This window comes from Melaminivora sp. (assembly GCF_032059615.1).
Classification (GTDB): Bacteria; Pseudomonadota; Gammaproteobacteria; order Burkholderiales; family Burkholderiaceae_C; genus Melaminivora.
The window spans coordinates 1-14,813 of the sequence record NZ_DAMCAM010000067.1; the positions used below are offsets into that span (position 1 = coordinate 1).

Annotated in this window: 14 protein-coding genes; 12 read left to right on the forward strand and 2 right to left on the reverse strand. The window is 70.0% G+C overall.

Annotated features, from left to right (window positions below; all coding sequences use genetic code 11):
- The first annotated feature begins 64 nt into the window (after window positions 1–64).
- Complete coding sequence (locus tag RT051_RS12615; RefSeq protein ID WP_313077242.1) at window positions 65–694, forward strand: DUF6806 family protein; 630 nt, start codon at window positions 65–67, stop codon at window positions 692–694.
- Between the two features lie 73 nt (window positions 695–767).
- Here the strand turns inward: RT051_RS12615 and murI are convergent, their stop codons facing one another.
- Window positions 768–1,658, reverse strand: coding sequence for a glutamate racemase (gene murI, locus RT051_RS12620; RefSeq protein WP_313077243.1), 891 nt, complete (start codon window positions 1,656–1,658; stop codon window positions 768–770).
- A 230-nt stretch (window positions 1,659–1,888) separates the two neighbouring features.
- Here murI and ilvD point away from each other — a divergent pair, with 230 nt between their 5' ends.
- The 8 genes from ilvD to RT051_RS12660 all read left to right on the forward strand — a co-directional run bounded on the left by ilvD (window position 1,889) and on the right by RT051_RS12660 (window position 11,038).
- The gene (ilvD, locus tag RT051_RS12625; RefSeq protein WP_313077244.1) at window positions 1,889–3,748 is read left to right on the forward strand and encodes a dihydroxy-acid dehydratase; all 1,860 of its coding nucleotides are present in this window, start codon (window positions 1,889–1,891) and stop codon (window positions 3,746–3,748) included.
- The gene (locus RT051_RS12630; protein WP_313077245.1) at window positions 3,745–4,488 is read left to right on the forward strand and encodes an SDR family oxidoreductase; all 744 of its coding nucleotides are present in this window, start codon (window positions 3,745–3,747) and stop codon (window positions 4,486–4,488) included. The genes ilvD and RT051_RS12630 overlap by 4 nt, the downstream gene beginning before the upstream one ends.
- Window positions 4,489–4,512: 24 nt before the next feature.
- Window positions 4,513–4,938: a PaaI family thioesterase gene (locus RT051_RS12635; RefSeq protein ID WP_313077246.1), complete on the forward strand. Its 426-nt coding sequence runs from the start codon at window positions 4,513–4,515 to the stop codon at window positions 4,936–4,938.
- Window positions 4,939–5,009: 71 nt separating this feature from the next.
- The gene (locus tag RT051_RS12640; protein ID WP_313077247.1) at window positions 5,010–6,194 is read left to right on the forward strand and encodes a YbfB/YjiJ family MFS transporter; all 1,185 of its coding nucleotides are present in this window, start codon (window positions 5,010–5,012) and stop codon (window positions 6,192–6,194) included.
- Between the two features lie 58 nt (window positions 6,195–6,252).
- Entirely contained in the window at window positions 6,253–7,062 is an 810-nt protein-coding gene (gene lgt, locus RT051_RS12645) for a prolipoprotein diacylglyceryl transferase (RefSeq protein WP_313077249.1), read from the forward strand.
- A 106-nt stretch (window positions 7,063–7,168) separates the two neighbouring features.
- Window positions 7,169–8,617: a malonyl-CoA decarboxylase gene (locus tag RT051_RS12650; RefSeq protein WP_313077250.1), complete on the forward strand. Its 1,449-nt coding sequence runs from the start codon at window positions 7,169–7,171 to the stop codon at window positions 8,615–8,617.
- Window positions 8,614–9,450 carry an enoyl-CoA hydratase/isomerase family protein gene (locus RT051_RS12655; RefSeq protein ID WP_313077251.1) on the forward strand — a complete coding sequence of 279 codons (837 nt, stop codon included), beginning with the start codon at window positions 8,614–8,616 and terminating at the stop codon, window positions 9,448–9,450. The genes RT051_RS12650 and RT051_RS12655 overlap by 4 nt, the downstream gene beginning before the upstream one ends.
- A 28-nt stretch (window positions 9,451–9,478) precedes the next feature.
- Window positions 9,479–11,038, forward strand: a complete 1,560-nt coding sequence (locus RT051_RS12660; protein WP_313077252.1) for a malonyl-CoA synthase — start codon at window positions 9,479–9,481, stop codon at window positions 11,036–11,038.
- A gap of 94 nt (window positions 11,039–11,132) precedes the next feature.
- On the opposite strand, the gene RT051_RS12665 is transcribed toward RT051_RS12660, so the two are convergent.
- On the reverse strand, window positions 11,133–11,576 hold the full coding sequence (locus tag RT051_RS12665) for a universal stress protein (RefSeq protein WP_313077254.1): 444 nt from the start codon (window positions 11,574–11,576) through the stop codon (window positions 11,133–11,135).
- A 125-nt stretch (window positions 11,577–11,701) separates the two neighbouring features.
- Between RT051_RS12665 and RT051_RS12670 the strand changes: the two genes are divergently transcribed.
- The 3 genes from RT051_RS12670 to RT051_RS12680 form a co-directional block, all read left to right on the forward strand.
- On the forward strand, window positions 11,702–14,095 hold the full coding sequence (locus RT051_RS12670; RefSeq protein ID WP_313077255.1) for a cation-translocating P-type ATPase: 2,394 nt from the start codon (window positions 11,702–11,704) through the stop codon (window positions 14,093–14,095).
- Window position 14,096: 1 nt separating this feature from the next.
- Window positions 14,097–14,234, forward strand: coding sequence for a cbb3-type cytochrome oxidase assembly protein CcoS (ccoS, locus tag RT051_RS12675; RefSeq protein WP_011804518.1), 138 nt, complete (start codon window positions 14,097–14,099; stop codon window positions 14,232–14,234).
- A gap of 65 nt (window positions 14,235–14,299) precedes the next feature.
- Window positions 14,300–14,813, forward strand: a 514-nt coding sequence (locus tag RT051_RS12680; protein WP_313077256.1) for a cbb3-type cytochrome c oxidase subunit I, incomplete at its 3' end; no start/stop codon positions are given.

Here is a 14,813-nt window from a genome sequence, read left to right on the forward strand (position 1 = left end):
CCGCCGCTTTCCTGCAAAGGGGCGTGCCGGTTCGACCCCGGCCCGGGGCACCAGGAGATTCCCTATGTCAGACTACAACGCTCCTTTTGAAATCCACGTCCACGGTCAGGTGCAGTTGCGCGACGACGTGAACTTCAGCCAGCTCCAGGACGCGCTCAAGCCCCTGTGGAAGTACGCCGGTGCCCGGTCGCTGGCCGACGGGGCGCAGAGCGCCTACGAAGATGAGCCGGGCATCGAGTTCGATGCCAAGGAGCGCCTGCTGCAGATTTGCTGGACCGTGCGCGGCGGTGAGGACTTCCGCCAATCGCTGGACGACATGTGCATGGGCCTGAACGAACTGGCAGAACAGGGCGCGGCCATCGAGGTCACCTTCTACGACGCGGAGTTCGACGAAGAAGAGTCCGACGACGATGCCGAGGCGCGCGACGATTTCGTGATGCTCTTCGTGGGCCCCACGCCTGCAGCCATCATGCAGGCGCAGCGCGACCTGCTGGTGCAGGACGTCGTCAACCTGATGGAGCGCCACTTCGACGGCGCCGAGCTGGGCGGCGTGGTGGGTGAGATCGACAAGCTGTTCTCCGAGCGCTTCGACGCGCTGGTGAGCTCGCTGGAGATCGGCAAGTCCCCGCGCGGCACGGGCGGGGCCGGTGGCGGCGGCCACGGCGGCGGGCGCCGCCCGCGCCATCTGCACTGAAGCTGCGGTCAATTTTGCTCTTTTAAAGAGAGCAATACCTCAAGACATGGCGGGCCTTCGGGCCCGTTTTTCATTAAAAAACCCGCGCTGGCTCCAGGCAGGGCAACGCAGCGCACGCATGTGGGGGCAAGCCCAGCCAGTGCGCGGCCGCGGCCTGTAGATCGGACAGGGAGCCCGTGGTCACCAGCCGGATCTGGCCACTGGCGCCGAAGCTCGCGTCACCCCGTTGTTCGGGCGCCAGGGCGCTGCACGCCGCCAGCAGGCGCCGGGTCTGGCGCGCCACGGCCACGCCGGTGTCGATGATCTGCACCTGCGGGCCCACCAGAGTGCGCAGCAGCTCGCGCGCAAACACGTAGTGGGTGCAGCCCAGCACCAGGGTGTCCATGGCGCCTTCGCGGGTGCCGAAGTCGCCAAGGGCCGTGGTGTAGCGCACGCACAGATCCTGCATGGCGTCCCGCGCCCGGGCAGCCTGCGGCGGCTCGCCGGTGCTTTGCTCGATGGCGTGCGCGAGGCCGTCGCAAGCCTGCACCGAGAACCGCACCCGGTCCTCGTGCGCCGCGCGCAGGCGTGCAAAGCGCTCGCTGTGCACCGTGCCGCGCGTCGCCAGCACGCCCACGTGGCCGGTGCGGGTGGCGGCTGCGGCCGGCTTGAGCGCCGGCTCCACGCCGATCACCGGCAGCCCCGGCAGGGCGGCGCGCAGCGCGTCCACCGCCGCCGCGGTGGCGGTGTTGCAGGCAACCACCAGCGCCTTGATGGCCTGCTCCTCCACCAGCCAGCGGGCAATGGCCAGCGAGCGTGCCGTGACGAAGCCGTCGCCCTTCTCACCATAGGGTGCATGCCCACTGTCGGCCAGGTAAATGAAGCGCTCGTGCGGCAGCGCCTCGCGCAGCGCGGCCAGCACGCTCAGGCCGCCAATGCCGCTGTCGAACACGCCGATGGGCTGCTGGGCAAGCACGGAAGTCATGGATTCGGTCGGGCAAGGTCGGACAGGCGTCAGGACCGCCAGTATGCCCGCGCCACGGCCCCTGCAGCCGGCAGCAGGGCTGCGACATAATCGTTCGATCGACCCGAGGCGCAACGGCGCGGTGGCGCCCACAAGGCGCGCCGCAGGGCGCCCCCGGTCCCGCCGGTGCCACAGGCCGGCCCGCTTCCCGTCTTCACCCGACACCCACCCTTTCCCGCCCAGGTTCCACGATGCCCGAATACCGTTCCAAGACCTCCACTGCCGGCCGCAACATGGCGGGCGCCCGCGCGCTGTGGCGCGCCACCGGCATGAAGGATGCCGACTTCCAGAAGCCCATCATCGCGGTGGTCAACTCGTTCACGCAGTTCGTGCCCGGCCACGTGCACCTGAAGGACCTGGGCCAGCTGGTGGCGCGCGAGATCGAGGCCGCCGGCGGCGTGGCCAAGGAGTTCAACACCATCGCCGTGGACGACGGCATCGCCATGGGCCATGACGGCATGCTGTACTCGCTGCCCAGCCGCGAGATCATCGCCGACAGCGTCGAATACATGGTGAACGCGCACTGCGCAGACGCCATGGTCTGCATCTCCAACTGCGACAAGATCACCCCTGGCATGCTGATGGCCGCCATGCGGCTGAACATTCCGGTGATCTTCGTCTCCGGCGGCCCCATGGAGGCCGGCAAGGCCAAGCTGGCCGTGCCGGGCCAGGCCACGGTGAGCTTCACCAAGAAGCTGGACCTGGTGGACGCCATGGTCATGGCCGCCGACGACAAGGTCAGCGACGCCGACGTGGCCGAGGTCGAGCGCTCGGCCTGCCCGACCTGCGGCTCGTGCTCGGGCATGTTCACCGCCAACTCCATGAACTGCCTGACCGAGGCCCTGGGCCTGTCGCTGCCGGGCAATGGCACGCTGCTGGCCACGCACGCCGACCGCGAAGAGCTGTTCAAGCGCGCCGGCCGCCGCATCGTGGAACTGGCGCGCCAGTACTACGAGCAGGATGACGAGCGCATCCTGCCGCGCTCGGTGGGCCTGCCGGCGTTCGAGAACGCCATCACGCTGGACATCGCCATGGGCGGCTCCACCAACACCATCCTGCACCTGCTGGCCATCGCGCAGGAGGCGGAGATCCCGTTCACGATGAAGGACATCGACCGCATCTCGCTGGAGGTGCCCCAGCTGTGCAAGGTCGCGCCCAACACCGACAAGTACCACATCGAGGACGTGCACCGCGCCGGCGGCATCATGGCCATCCTGGGTGAGCTGGACCGGGCCGGCAAGCTGCACACCGACGTGCCCACGGTGCACGCCAGGACCCTGGGCGAGGCGCTGGACCAGTGGGACGTGACCCGCACCCAGGACGACGCCGTGCATCGCATGTACCTGGCCGGGCCAGGCGGCATCCCCACGCAGGTGGCCTTCAGCCAGGACGCGCGCTGGCCCAGCCTGGACCTGGACCGCGAGCACGGCTGCATCCGCAGCTACGACCACGCCTACAGCAAGGAGGGCGGCCTGGCAGTGCTGCACGGCAACATCGCGCTGGACGGCTGCGTGGTCAAGACCGCCGGCGTGGACGAGTCCATCCTGGTTTTCGAGGGCCCGGCGCATGTCGTCGAGTCGCAGGACGATGCCGTTCACCACATCCTGGAAGACCAGGTGCAGCCCGGCGACGTGGTCGTGATTCGCTACGAGGGCCCTAAGGGTGGCCCCGGCATGCAGGAGATGTTGTACCCGACCAGTTATCTGAAGTCCAAGGGCCTGGGCAAGGCCTGCGCGCTGCTGACCGACGGGCGCTTTTCCGGCGGCACGTCCGGGCTGTCCATCGGCCACGTTTCGCCCGAGGCGGCATCGGGTGGCGCCATCGGCCTGGTGAGGAATGGCGACCGCATCCGCATCGACATCCCGAACCGCACCATCGACGTGCTGGTGGACGACGCCGAGCTGGCACGTCGCCGCGCCGAGCAGGACGCGAAGGGCTGGAAGCCGGCCGAGCCGCGTCCGCGCAAGGTGTCCGCGGCGCTGAAGGCCTACGCCAAGCTGGTGACCAGCGCCGACAAGGGCGCCGTGCGCGACCTGTCGCTGCTCGATTGAGCGCCCCCGCGCCCGTTGCCCTGGTCACGGGGTCGACGTCGGGCATCGGCGCAGCCATCGCGCGGCGCCTGGCGGGCGAGGGCTACGCGGTCATCGTTCATTCCCGCAGCTCGGCGCAGGCCGGCCAGGCGCTGGCCGCCGAGCTGGGTCGCGCGGTCTACATCCAGGCCGACCTGGCGGTGGATGCGGACCGTGTGCGCCTAGTGCGCGAAGCCGTGGCCGCCTGGGGCCGGCTGGACGTGCTGGTGAACAACGCTGGCATCAGCCGCGTGGTGCCGCACGACGACCTGCTCGCCGCCACGCCGGACCTCTGGCACGCTCTGCACGAGATCAGCGTGGTGGCCCCGTTCCGCCTGGTGGCAGAGGCGCGCGCGGCGCTGGAGGCGGCGGCCGAGCGTGGCCGGGCCGGCTGCGTCATCAACGTTAGCTCGCACGCCGGCGTGCGGCCCAAGGGCGCGTCCATTCCGTACGCCGCCACCAAGGCGGCGCTGAACCACGTGACGCGGCTGCTTGCCCTGTCGCTGGCGCCGCGCATCCGCGTGAATGCCGTAGCGCCGGGCCTGGTCGATACGCCGCTGACGGCAGGCTGGACGCAGGCCCAAGATTTGTGGCGCGAGCGCGCCCCCATGCGCCGCGCCGCGCAGCCGGCGGACGTCGCCCAGGCAGTGGCCATGCTCGCCGCCAGCGACTATGTGACGGGCGAAATCCTGCTGCTGGACGGCGGGCTGAATCTCACTTGACCCCTTCAAGGAAACCTGCGAACCATGAACGACCTTCACGAGCGCATCGCCGCCAGCTTCAACGCCCAGGGCCTGATGACCACGCTGGGCGCGCGCCTGGCGCATGTGCAGGACGGCGAAGTGCGCATCGAGCTGCCGTTTGACGCGCGTCTGTCCCAGCAGCACGGCTACGTGCACGCCGGCGCCATCACCAGCGTGGTGGACAGCGCCTGCGGCTATGCGGCGCTGACACGCGGGCCTGAGGGCTGCGATGTGGTCACGGCCGAGTTCAAGACCAACTTCCTGCGCCCGGCCATTGGTCAGCGCTTCGTGGCCGTGGGCCGGGTGGTCAATGCCGGGCGCCAGCTGGCGGTGGTGACCGGCGAAGTGCTGGCGCATACCGCGAATGGCGCCGAGCCCAAGGTGGTGGCGCTGATGCAGGCCACCATGGTTTACGTGCAGCCGCGCTGACGGGCCGAGGGGCCGCTCCTTTATGAATAGCTGCACGCCCTTGCCCAGCAAGGGGAAAACGGCGAAAACCCATGCAAGCTTCTGACACCGCGCGCCTGCGCGTGCTGCTGGCGGGCGTCGCCTCGCTGATCCTGACCATCGGCCTGGCGCGCTTTGCCTATACGCTGCTGCTGCCGGTGATGCGCGAGCAGGCGGGCCTGTCGTACCTGGCGGGCGGCTGGCTGGCGGCCGCCAACTACGCCGGCTACATCGCCGGGGCGTTGATCGCCGCGGTCACCGGCGACATGGCGCGCAAGTACCGCTATTACCGCTGGGGGCTGCTGGCGGCCGTGCTCAGCACTGCCGCCATGGGCCTGACGGACCACGTGCTGCTGTGGGCGCTGCTGCGCTTCATCGGCGGCATGTCCAGCAGCGCCGGCATGCTTCTGGCCTCAGGCCTGGTGCTGAACTGGCTGATGCGCCAGCGCCAGCGGCCGGTGCTGGGCCTGCACTTCACGGGCCTGGGGCTGGGCATCGCCGTGTCGGGCCTGGCGGCCGGAGCGCTGGCGCAGCTGCCCTGGTCGGGCCAGTGGCTGGCGCTGGGCGTGCTGGGGCTGGTGTTCTTCCTGCCGGCCTGGCACTGGATGCCGCAGCCGGGCGCCGCCCCCGTGGCGGGCAGCGCTGCCACTGCCGGGACGGAGGGCCGAGGGGCCGCGCCATCGCGGCGCTGGCTGGCGCTGCTGATGGCGTCGTACTTCTGTGCCGGCTTTGGCTATGTGGTGAGCGCCACCTTCATCGTCGACATCGTCGAGAAGATGCCGCTCATGGCCGGCCAGGGCGCGCTGGTGTGGATCGTCATCGGCCTGGCCGCCATCCCGTCCAGCCTGCTGTGGGACCGCGTCGCCACCGCGCTCGGGCAGGTGCCGGCGCTGCTGCTGGCCTATGGGCTGCAGATCATCTCGATCGTGCTGCCGGCGGTCAGCAGCGCGCCAGTATGGAACCTGGCCAGCGCCGTGCTGTACGGTGGCACCTTTGCCGGCATCGTCAGCCTGACGCTGGCGCTGATCGGGCGGCACTATCCTGACAACCCTTCCAAGGCCATGGCGCGCCTGACGCTCAGCTATGGCGCCGCGCAAGTCATCGCGCCGGCCATGACCGGGGCCATTGCCGCGGCCACGGGCAGCTACTCCGGGGCCCTGCTGGCCACGGCGGCCGTGATGCTGGCGGGCATGGGGCTGCTGCTGGCGCTGCGCGGGCTGGAGCGCAGCGGCGGCTGACCCGCCGTCGGTCCCGCAAGGGACGGATCGCCCCGGGGGCTGCGTCACAATGCCTGCCATGCTGATGTACCCGCATATCGATCCCGTGGCCCTGCAGATAGGGCCGCTGGCCATCCACTGGTATGGCCTGACCTACCTCGCAGCCTTCGCCCTGTTCATGTTCCTGGGCACGCTGCGCCTGCGCCATCCGCCCTATGCCGCGCTCGGCTGGACCCGCAAGGACGTGGAAGACATCCTCTTCCTGGGCGTGCTGGGCGTGGTGGTGGGCGGGCGGCTGGGCTACTGCCTGTTCTACAAGCCGGGCTACTACCTCGCGCACCCGCTGGAGGTGTTCGCCGTCTGGCAGGGCGGCATGAGCTTTCACGGCGGCCTGCTGGGCGTGATCGCGGCCATGCTGTGGTTTGCCCACTCGCGCCGCAGGCCGTGGCTGGAGGTGGCCGACTTCGTCGCGCCGTGCGTGCCCACGGGGCTGGCCGCGGGGCGCGTGGGCAACTTCATCAACGGCGAGCTGTGGGGGCGCTTCGCATCGCCCGACCTGCCCTGGGGCATGGTGTTCCCGCAAAGCGGCTCCATGCTGCCGCGCCATCCCTCGCAGATCTATCAATTCCTGCTGGAAGGACTGCTGCTGTTCGTGTTGTTGTGGCTGTACGCGCGCCGGCCGCGCCGGCGCGGCGAGGTGGCGGCGGCGTTCCTCGTCGGCTATGGCACGCTCAGGTTCATCGCCGAATATTTCCGCGAGCCCGACGCCTTCCTGGGCCTGCTCAGCCTGGGCATGAGCATGGGCCAGTGGCTGTGCCTGCCCATGATTGCCGCGGGGTTGTGGATGTGGGCCCGCGCGCAGCGCCAGCCCGTGCCTGCGCTCGCATGAAATTGCCCCGAAGTCCTTGCCAGATAAGCACTTGTTGCTACCCTTTTGATTGAACCGCCCACCACCGCGGCACGCCGATCGGCGCTGCTGCCCTGAACCCTAGACGATGAACGCAGCTTCTTCCTGGATATCCCGCAACGTGGCGCGCCTGCGCCCCGCCGCTGGCGACAAGGCCGCGGCGGCCCCCGCGTCACCGCCCGAACGCAACACCCACGAGCGCCTGCAGGCCACGCTGCGCCGCGCCGGCGAGGCCCTGCCGCCGCGCGCACTGCGCCGCCTGCTGGACGATCTGCAGGCCGTGGCGGCCGAGCGGGTCAGCGAGGTCGAGGCCGGCCGGCACGCGCAGGCCGTGGCCGACTGGTACGCCCAGGCCAAGCCGGAAGAGCGGCGCGACCTGTGGCTGCTGATCTGCGAGCAGTTCGTGCCCGACGCCGCGCAGGTCAAGGCCGCGCAGCAGCGCTACGAGCAGGCTGCCGGCACCGAGGAAGCGCCCCAGGCCGAGGCGCACCTGCGCCGGGCGCTGCTGTCGGGGCGCACCCGGCTGCTGCAGCGCTTTGCCGTGTTCCCCGAGGGGCTGCGTTTTCTGGTCAACCTGCGCGCCGAGCTGCTGCCGCGCCTGCGTGGAGACAAGCGCCTGGTGCCGCTGGACGCCGAGCTCGGGCAGCTGTTTTCCACCTGGTTCGACGTGGCCTTCCTGGAGCTGCGCCGCCTGTCCTGGGATTCGCCCGCCTCGCTGCTGGAAAAGCTCATCAAGTACGAGGCCGTGCACGACATCAAGAGCTGGGCCGACCTGAAGAACCGCCTCGACAGCGACCGGCGCTGCTATGGCTTCTTCCACCCGCGCATGCCCGATGAGCCGCTGATCTTCGTGGAGGTGGCGCTGGTCGGCGAGATTTCCTCCAGCATCACGCCGCTGCTGGACGAAACGGCCGCGCCGGCCGACCTCAAGCGCGCGACCACCGCCATCTTCTACTCCATCAGCAGCACCCAGCCGGGCCTGCGCGGGGTCAGTTTCGGCGACTCGCTGATCAAGCACGTGGCCGAGACACTCACGGGCGAGTTCCCGCGCCTGCGCACCTTTGCCACGCTCTCGCCCATCCCGGGCTTTCGTGCCTGGCTGGCCAAACACGGGGCGGAGCGCATCGACAGGATGGGCGACAAGGAGCGCGCCGAGCTGGGCCGGGCACTGCCCGAGGCGCCGGCCGAGCCGCAGATCGCCGATGTGCTGGCGGCGGCCGACCAGGCACTCGAGCTGGCGCCCAAGTCTCCCGTGGCGCAGTTCCTGCTGCGCGCCGCGGCCTGCTACCTGGGGCGCGAGCTGGACAAGAGCGGCAGGCCGCTCGACCCGGTGGCGCGTTTTCACCTGGGCAACGGCGCGCGGGTGGAGCGGCTCAACTGGGCGGGCGACCCCTCGGCCAAGGGCATGAAGCAGTCTTTCGGCCTCATGGTCAACTACCTCTACGACACCAAGCGGCTGGACCGCCACCGCACCCTGCTGGCGCAGGGCCGCATCCCCGTCTCCGCCGAGGTCGAGGGCCTGGCGCGCCAGCCATGAGCGGCGGACGGATCGAGGTGCACTGGCCGGCCGCGGACGCTGCCGTGCCCGGCCTGGTGCACGTGGTGCTGCGCCACGAAGGCCGGCTCAACGCCATGACGCGCGCCATGTGGCGCGAGCTGCGGGCGGTGTTCGAGCGCATCCAGGCCGACCCCGCTGCGCGCTGCGTGCTGGTCGAGGGCGCGGACGGTGCCTTCTGCGCCGGCGGCGACATCTCGGAGTACCCGGCCTTCCGGTTCGATCCCGCCGAGCTGCGCGACTTTCACGAAAGCGACGTCTGGGGCGGGCTGGCGGCCATGCGCCAGTGCGATGTGCCCATCGTGGCGGCCATCGCCGGCGCCTGCATGGGCGCGGGGGTGGAGATTGCCAGCTGCTGCGACCTGCGCATCGCCGCCGCCGACGCCCGCTTTGGCGCGCCCATCGCGCGGCTGGGCTTTCCGATGGCGCCGCGCGAGGCGGCGCTGGTGGCCGGCGCCGTGGGCGAGACCGTGGCGCGCCAGATGTTGCTGGAGGCCGCCACCTTCGACGCCGCGCAGATGCTCGGCTGCGGCTTTCTCAGCCGCGTGGCGCAGCCCGGTCAGCTGGCCGCCGAGGCGCTGGCCAGCGCCCGGCGCATCGCCCGCCTGGCCCCTGGCGCGGCCCGCATGAACAAGCAGACGCTGCGCGCGCTGTCTGCCATGAAATCGCCGTTTTCCGGTGCCGGTGCTGGACTCGGTGCTATCGAAAAAGAAGACCAGGGTATGGCGGAGCCCGATCCGTATGCCTACGCCGACAGCGCCGAGCACCGCGAGGGCATCACGGCCTTTCTTGCCAAGCGCGCGCCGGTGTTCTGACGGTTTCTTTTCTTTCCGCGTCCCTGCCATGACCCTGCCTTCGCTCAACCTCTACAGCGCCCTGCGCGCCGCCTTTCCGGCCGACCTGGACAGCACGGCGGTGGAGGCCACCGGCCCGCACGGTGAATCGCTGAACTACACCTGGCGCGACCTGGAGCGCGCCAGCGCCCGCATCGCCAACCTGCTGCAGTCGCTGGCCCTGCCCAAGGGCAGCCGCGTCGCCGTGCAGGTGGAAAAGTCCGTCGAGGCCCTGCTGCTGTACCTGGCCACGCTGCGCGCGGGCCATGTCTTCCTGCCGCTCAACACCGCCTACAAGAGCGCCGAGATCGAGTACTTCATCGACAACGCCGAGCCGGCGGTGGTGGTGTGCACGCCGGGCAACTTCGGCTGGGTCTCGCGCATCGCGTTCGCGCGTGGCGCGCACAGCGTCTTCACGCTCGGCGACGACCGCAGCGGCAGCCTGCTGGAGCGTGCGGCGCACTTCGGCGACGAGCACGAGCCCGTGGCCCGCACCGCCCAGGACCTGGCGGCCATCCTCTACACCAGCGGCACCACCGGGCGCAGCAAGGGCGCCATGCTCACGCACGGCAACCTGCTGTCCAACGCCCTGGTGCTCAAGGACTACTGGGGCTGGCGGGAGGGCGACGTGCTGGTCCACGCCTTGCCCATCTTCCATGTGCACGGCCTGTTCGTGGCCATCCATGGCGCGCTGATCAACGGCAGCAAGATGATCTGGCTGCCGCGCTTCGAGCCGCGCGCCGTCATCGACGCCCTGCCGCGCGCCACCGTCTTCATGGGCGTGCCGACGCTGTACGTGCGCATGCTGGCCGACCCCGCGCTCACGCGCGAGGCGGCGCGGCACATGCGCCTGTTCATCTCGGGCTCGGCACCTCTGCTCATCGAGACCTTCCGCCAGTGGCAGGAGCGCACCGGCCACACCATCCTGGAGCGCTACGGCATGAGCGAGACCATCATGCTCACCTCCAACCCCTGGACGGCCGACGAGCGCCACGGTGGCCAGGACGAGCGGCGCGGCGCCACGGTGGGCTTTGCGCTGCCGGGCGTGGGGCTGCGCGTGGTCGATGACGGCGGCACCCCGGTGGCCGCGGGCGAGGCCGGCCACATCCAGGTGCGCGGGCCCAATGTCTTCGCCGGCTACTGGCGCATGCCCGAGAAAACGCGTGAAGAGTTCACGGCCGACGGCTGGTTCAGGACGGGCGACGTGGGGCTGCAGGACGAGCGCGGCTACGTGACCATCATCGGCCGCAGCAAGGACCTGATCATCAGCGGCGGCTACAACGTCTATCCCGCCGAGGTGGAGAGTGTGCTCAACGAGCTGCCGGGCGTGGCCGAGAGCGCCGTGGTCGGGGTGCCGCACCCCGATTTCGGCGAGGCCGGCGTGGCCATCGTCGTGCCGCGCCCGGGCGCCGCGCCCGATCCCGACGCGCTGCTGCTGCAGCTCAAGCAGCAACTGGCCGGCTACAAGGTGCCCAAGCGCTGCTTTCTCGCCGCCGAGCTGCCGCGCAACACCATGGGCAAGGTGCAGAAGAACCTGCTGCGCGAGCAGCACCAGGATCTGTTCGCCTGAACGGCAGCGGGGCAGGGCGCGCAAGCCGCTGCCACGCTTCCAAATACAGAGCTGCCCGTCCTTGCCTGGCGCCGGAAAGCGCCAGTTTCATTGCTCAGCGCAACACCAGCACCGGGATGTGCGAGTGCGTGAGCACGTGCTGCGTCTCGCTGCCCAGCAGCAGGCGCTTGAGGCCCTTGCGCCCGTGCGACGCCATGACGATCAGGTCGCACTCGTGCTTCCTGGCGGCAGCCAGCACGGCTTCGGCGATCAGATCGGACTTGACCACGGCGGACTTGACCGTGATGCCTGCGGCCTTGCCGCGCTGCTTGATGCCGTTGACCAGCCCCAGCGCCGCGTCGCCCCACTGCGCCTCGACGCGCTTGACCTCGGTCGGGTCCACCGCCGCGCCGCCCTCGAAATAGCTGCGCGGATAGCGCGGCACCACCTTCAGCGCCACGACCGAGGCGCCCGTGAGTCGGGCCAGTTCCAGCCCGCTCTCGACGGCTTTTTCGGACAATTCGGAGCCGTCGGTGGCGATCAGGATGCATTGGTACATGAAAGGGCTCCTCGGAGAGGGGTCACGGGGAATGGAAAAGGCTTGAGAGCATAGGATGTCGGGCGCCCCTTGTATCTTGATCCAAGTCAATATTGCCGGCTTGCGCCGGAGTTAGGCTTTGCTCCATGTCAATTTTCCCGTCCAGCCCGTTCGCGCCCGCTGGCACACCTGCCGCGCGCGAGGACGCCGCACCCGGGCACGCCGAACGCGACCTCGCGCTGCTGGACGATCCCCAGGAATGGTCCGCATTCGGCCGGCCCCACGGTGTGGCGGACGCGGCTGGTCTCGCCCCCAAGGAGACGGCCTGGGAGTCCCACGTCGTGCTCGGCGGCATGCACTGCGCGGCCTGCGCCCTCACCATCGAAGAAGCCCTGCGGCGCGTGCCGGGCGTGCAGGAGGCTGACGTGAGCGCCGCCACCTGCCGCGCGCGCGTGGTCTGGCACCCGGGGCAGGTGTTGCCGTCCGGCTGGATGGACGCCGTACGCCATGCCGGCTACCACGCCATGCCCGCCATGGACGCCTTTGCCCGCGAGCAGCGCCAGCGCGAGCACCGCCGTGCACTGTGGCGCTGGCTGGTGGCGGGCTTTTGCATGATGCAGGTCATGATGTACGCCTGGCCGGCCTACCAGGCCATGCCGGGCGACCTGACGCTGGAGATGGAGCAGCTCTTGCGCTGGGCTTCCTGGGTCATCAGCCTGCCGGTGGTGCTGTTTGCCTGCGGGCCGTTCTTCACCAGCGCGCTGCGCGACATCCGCCAGCGCCGGGTCAGCATGGACCTGCCGGTGGCCGCAGGCATGCTGATCGCCTTCGTCGTGAGCATGGCGGGCACGTTCGACCCGACGGGGCCCTTCGGGCGCGAGGTCTACTACGACTCGCTGACCATGTTCGTGTTCTTTCTGCTGACCGGCCGCTGGCTGGAGCTGCGCCTGCGCGACCGCACCGCCGGCGCGCTGGAGGCGGTCATGAACCGGCTGCCTGACAGTGTGGAGCGGCGCGGCGCCGATGGCGGTTTCGAGCGCGTGTCCACGCGCCGGCTGAAGGTGGGCGACGTGGTGCGGGTGCTGCCCGGCGAGGCCTTTCCGGCGGACGGGCGCATCGCGGCCGGCAGCACGCAGGCCGACGAGGCCCTGCTCACCGGTGAGTCCACCGCCGTGGACAAGCCGCTGGGCACCAGCGTCACGGCCGGCAGCTACAACCTGCGCTCGGCCGTGCAGGTCGAGGTGCAGGCGCTGGGCGCCGGGACGCGCTTCGGCCAGATCGTCGCGCTGATGGAGAGCGCCTCGCTGCAAAAACCCCGGCTGGCACAGCTGGCCGATCGCGTGGCGCGGCCCTTCCTCGTCGCCGTGTTGCTGGCGGCAGCCGTGGCCGTGCTGTGGTGGTGGCCCACCGACCCGGCGCGGGCGCTCATGGTGGCCGTGTCGGTGTTGATCGTCACCTGCCCGTGCGCACTGTCGCTGGCCACGCCGGTGGCCATGCTGACCTCCGCCGGCACGCTGGCGCGGCGCGGCGTGCTGGTGCGCAACCTGCAGGCCCTGGAGGCGCTGGCGGCGGTGGACACGGTGGTCTTCGACAAGACCGGCACGCTCACCCGCGACGGCCTGTCGCTGCAGGAAGTGCGCCCGGGCCCGGGCTTCACGGGCGAGTCCGCGCTGGCACTCGCGGCACGGCTCGCAAGCCATTCCCTGCACCCGGTCTCGCGCGCGCTGGCCCGCGAGGGGCAGGACCTTGCAGCGCCTGAGGGCTGGAACGTGCGCGACGTGCGCGAGATCACCGGTGCGGGCCTGGAGGCCGCGGTCAGCCTGCCCGGTGGCGGGGAGGGCGTGCTGCGCCTGGGTTCGGCCGCGCACACCCGCCTGCCGCAGCGGGATGCACAGGCGCTGTTGTCGCTCGAACACAACGGACGGGTCGAGGAGCTGGGACATTTTGTCCTGGCCGAAGAGCTGCGGCCCGAGGCGGCACAGGTGGTCCGGCAGCTGCAGGAGGCCGGCGTGCAGGTGGAACTGCTGTCCGGCGACCGGCCCCAGGCCGTGCGGCAGGTTGCCGCGCGCGCCGGCATTTCCGCCGCGCGCGGCGGCTGCACGCCCCAGGACAAGCTCGAACACCTGCAGGCCTTGCAGCGCCAGCACCGCCAGGTGGCCATGGTGGGCGACGGCCTGAATGACGGCCCGGTGCTGGCGGGCGCGCACGTGTCCTTTGCTTTTGGCCGGGCCGTGCCCCTGGCCCAGTCAAAGTCCGATCTGGTCGTTATGGGCGACAATCTCGGGTTGGTCGCGCAGGCGCTGCTGCTATCGCGGCGCACCCTGCGCATCGTGCGCCAGAACCTGTGGTGGGCTGCCGGCTACAACGCCCTGGGCGTGCCCCTGGCATTTGCCGGCTACATGCCCGCATGGCTGGCAGGACTGGGCATGGCGCTCAGCTCGCTGCTGGTGGTGCTCAACGCCGCGCGCCTGGCGCGCAGCCCCGGGGCGCCCGACGGCGGCGCGGCGGCGCTGGCCGCGCCGGCTCTGGAGATCGCGTGACATGGACATTCTCTACCTGCTGATTCCCCTTTCCGTGGTGCTCGTGCTGTTCGTGCTGGCCGGGCTGTGGTGGGCGGTCTATCGAGGGCAGTTCGAGAACGTCGATCAGGAAGGAGAGCGCATTCTGCGGGATGGTTGACGTCGGTCAACGTCCCCAGGGTGAGCCTGGCTGAAACTTTTTGCTGCAATTACAAGAGGTGCCCGATGGAATCTGCACAAACGAAAATAGCGCATTACGACGATACCGTCGTGCGCCAGTTCACGATCATGTCGGTCGTGTGGGGGGTGGTCGGCATGCTGGTCGGGGTGTTCATCGCCGCCCAGCTGACCTGGCCTGAATTGAACTTCGGCATCCCGTGGCTCAGCTACGGGCGCCTGCGGCCGCTGCACACTAACGCGGTCATCTTCGCCTTCGGCGGCTGCGGCCTGTTTGCCACCAGCTACTGGGTGGTGCAGCGCACCTGCCAGACGCGGCTGTTCCTGCCCAAGCTGGCCGCCTTCACCTTCTGGGGCTGGCAGGCTGTGATCGTGGCCGCCGCCATCAGCCTGCCGCTGGGCTACACCTCGGGCAAGGAATACGCCGAGCTCGAGTGGCCCATCGACATCCTGATCGCCGCCGTGTGGGTCAGCTACGCCGTGGTGTTTTTCGGCACCATCGGCATCCGCAAGGTCCGGCACATCTACGTGGCCAACTGGTTCTTCGGCGCCTTCATCATCG

What these genes read in the sequence shown, in the direction of transcription:
- RT051_RS12635 (WP_313077246.1), top strand. Translation starts at nt 4,513, where the DNA reads ATGAACGACCTTCACGAGCGCATCGCCGCCAGCTTCAACGCCCAGGGC.
- RT051_RS12615 (WP_313077242.1), top strand. Translation starts at nt 65, where the DNA reads ATGTCAGACTACAACGCTCCTTTTGAAATCCACGTCCACGGTCAGGTG.
- ilvD (WP_313077244.1), top strand. Translation starts at nt 1,889, where the DNA reads ATGCCCGAATACCGTTCCAAGACCTCCACTGCCGGCCGCAACATGGCG.
- RT051_RS12655 (WP_313077251.1), top strand. Translation starts at nt 8,614, where the DNA reads ATGAGCGGCGGACGGATCGAGGTGCACTGGCCGGCCGCGGACGCTGCC.
- murI (WP_313077243.1), bottom strand. Translation starts at nt 1,658, where the DNA reads ATGACTTCCGTGCTTGCCCAGCAGCCCATCGGCGTGTTCGACAGCGGC.
- lgt (WP_313077249.1), top strand. Translation starts at nt 6,253, where the DNA reads ATGCTGATGTACCCGCATATCGATCCCGTGGCCCTGCAGATAGGGCCG.
- RT051_RS12640 (WP_313077247.1), top strand. Translation starts at nt 5,010, where the DNA reads ATGCAAGCTTCTGACACCGCGCGCCTGCGCGTGCTGCTGGCGGGCGTC.
- RT051_RS12650 (WP_313077250.1), top strand. Translation starts at nt 7,169, where the DNA reads ATGAACGCAGCTTCTTCCTGGATATCCCGCAACGTGGCGCGCCTGCGC.
- RT051_RS12665 (WP_313077254.1), bottom strand. Translation starts at nt 11,576, where the DNA reads ATGTACCAATGCATCCTGATCGCCACCGACGGCTCCGAATTGTCCGAA.
- ccoS (WP_011804518.1), top strand. Translation starts at nt 14,097, where the DNA reads ATGGACATTCTCTACCTGCTGATTCCCCTTTCCGTGGTGCTCGTGCTG.
- RT051_RS12660 (WP_313077252.1), top strand. Translation starts at nt 9,479, where the DNA reads ATGACCCTGCCTTCGCTCAACCTCTACAGCGCCCTGCGCGCCGCCTTT.
- RT051_RS12670 (WP_313077255.1), top strand. Translation starts at nt 11,702, where the DNA reads ATGTCAATTTTCCCGTCCAGCCCGTTCGCGCCCGCTGGCACACCTGCC.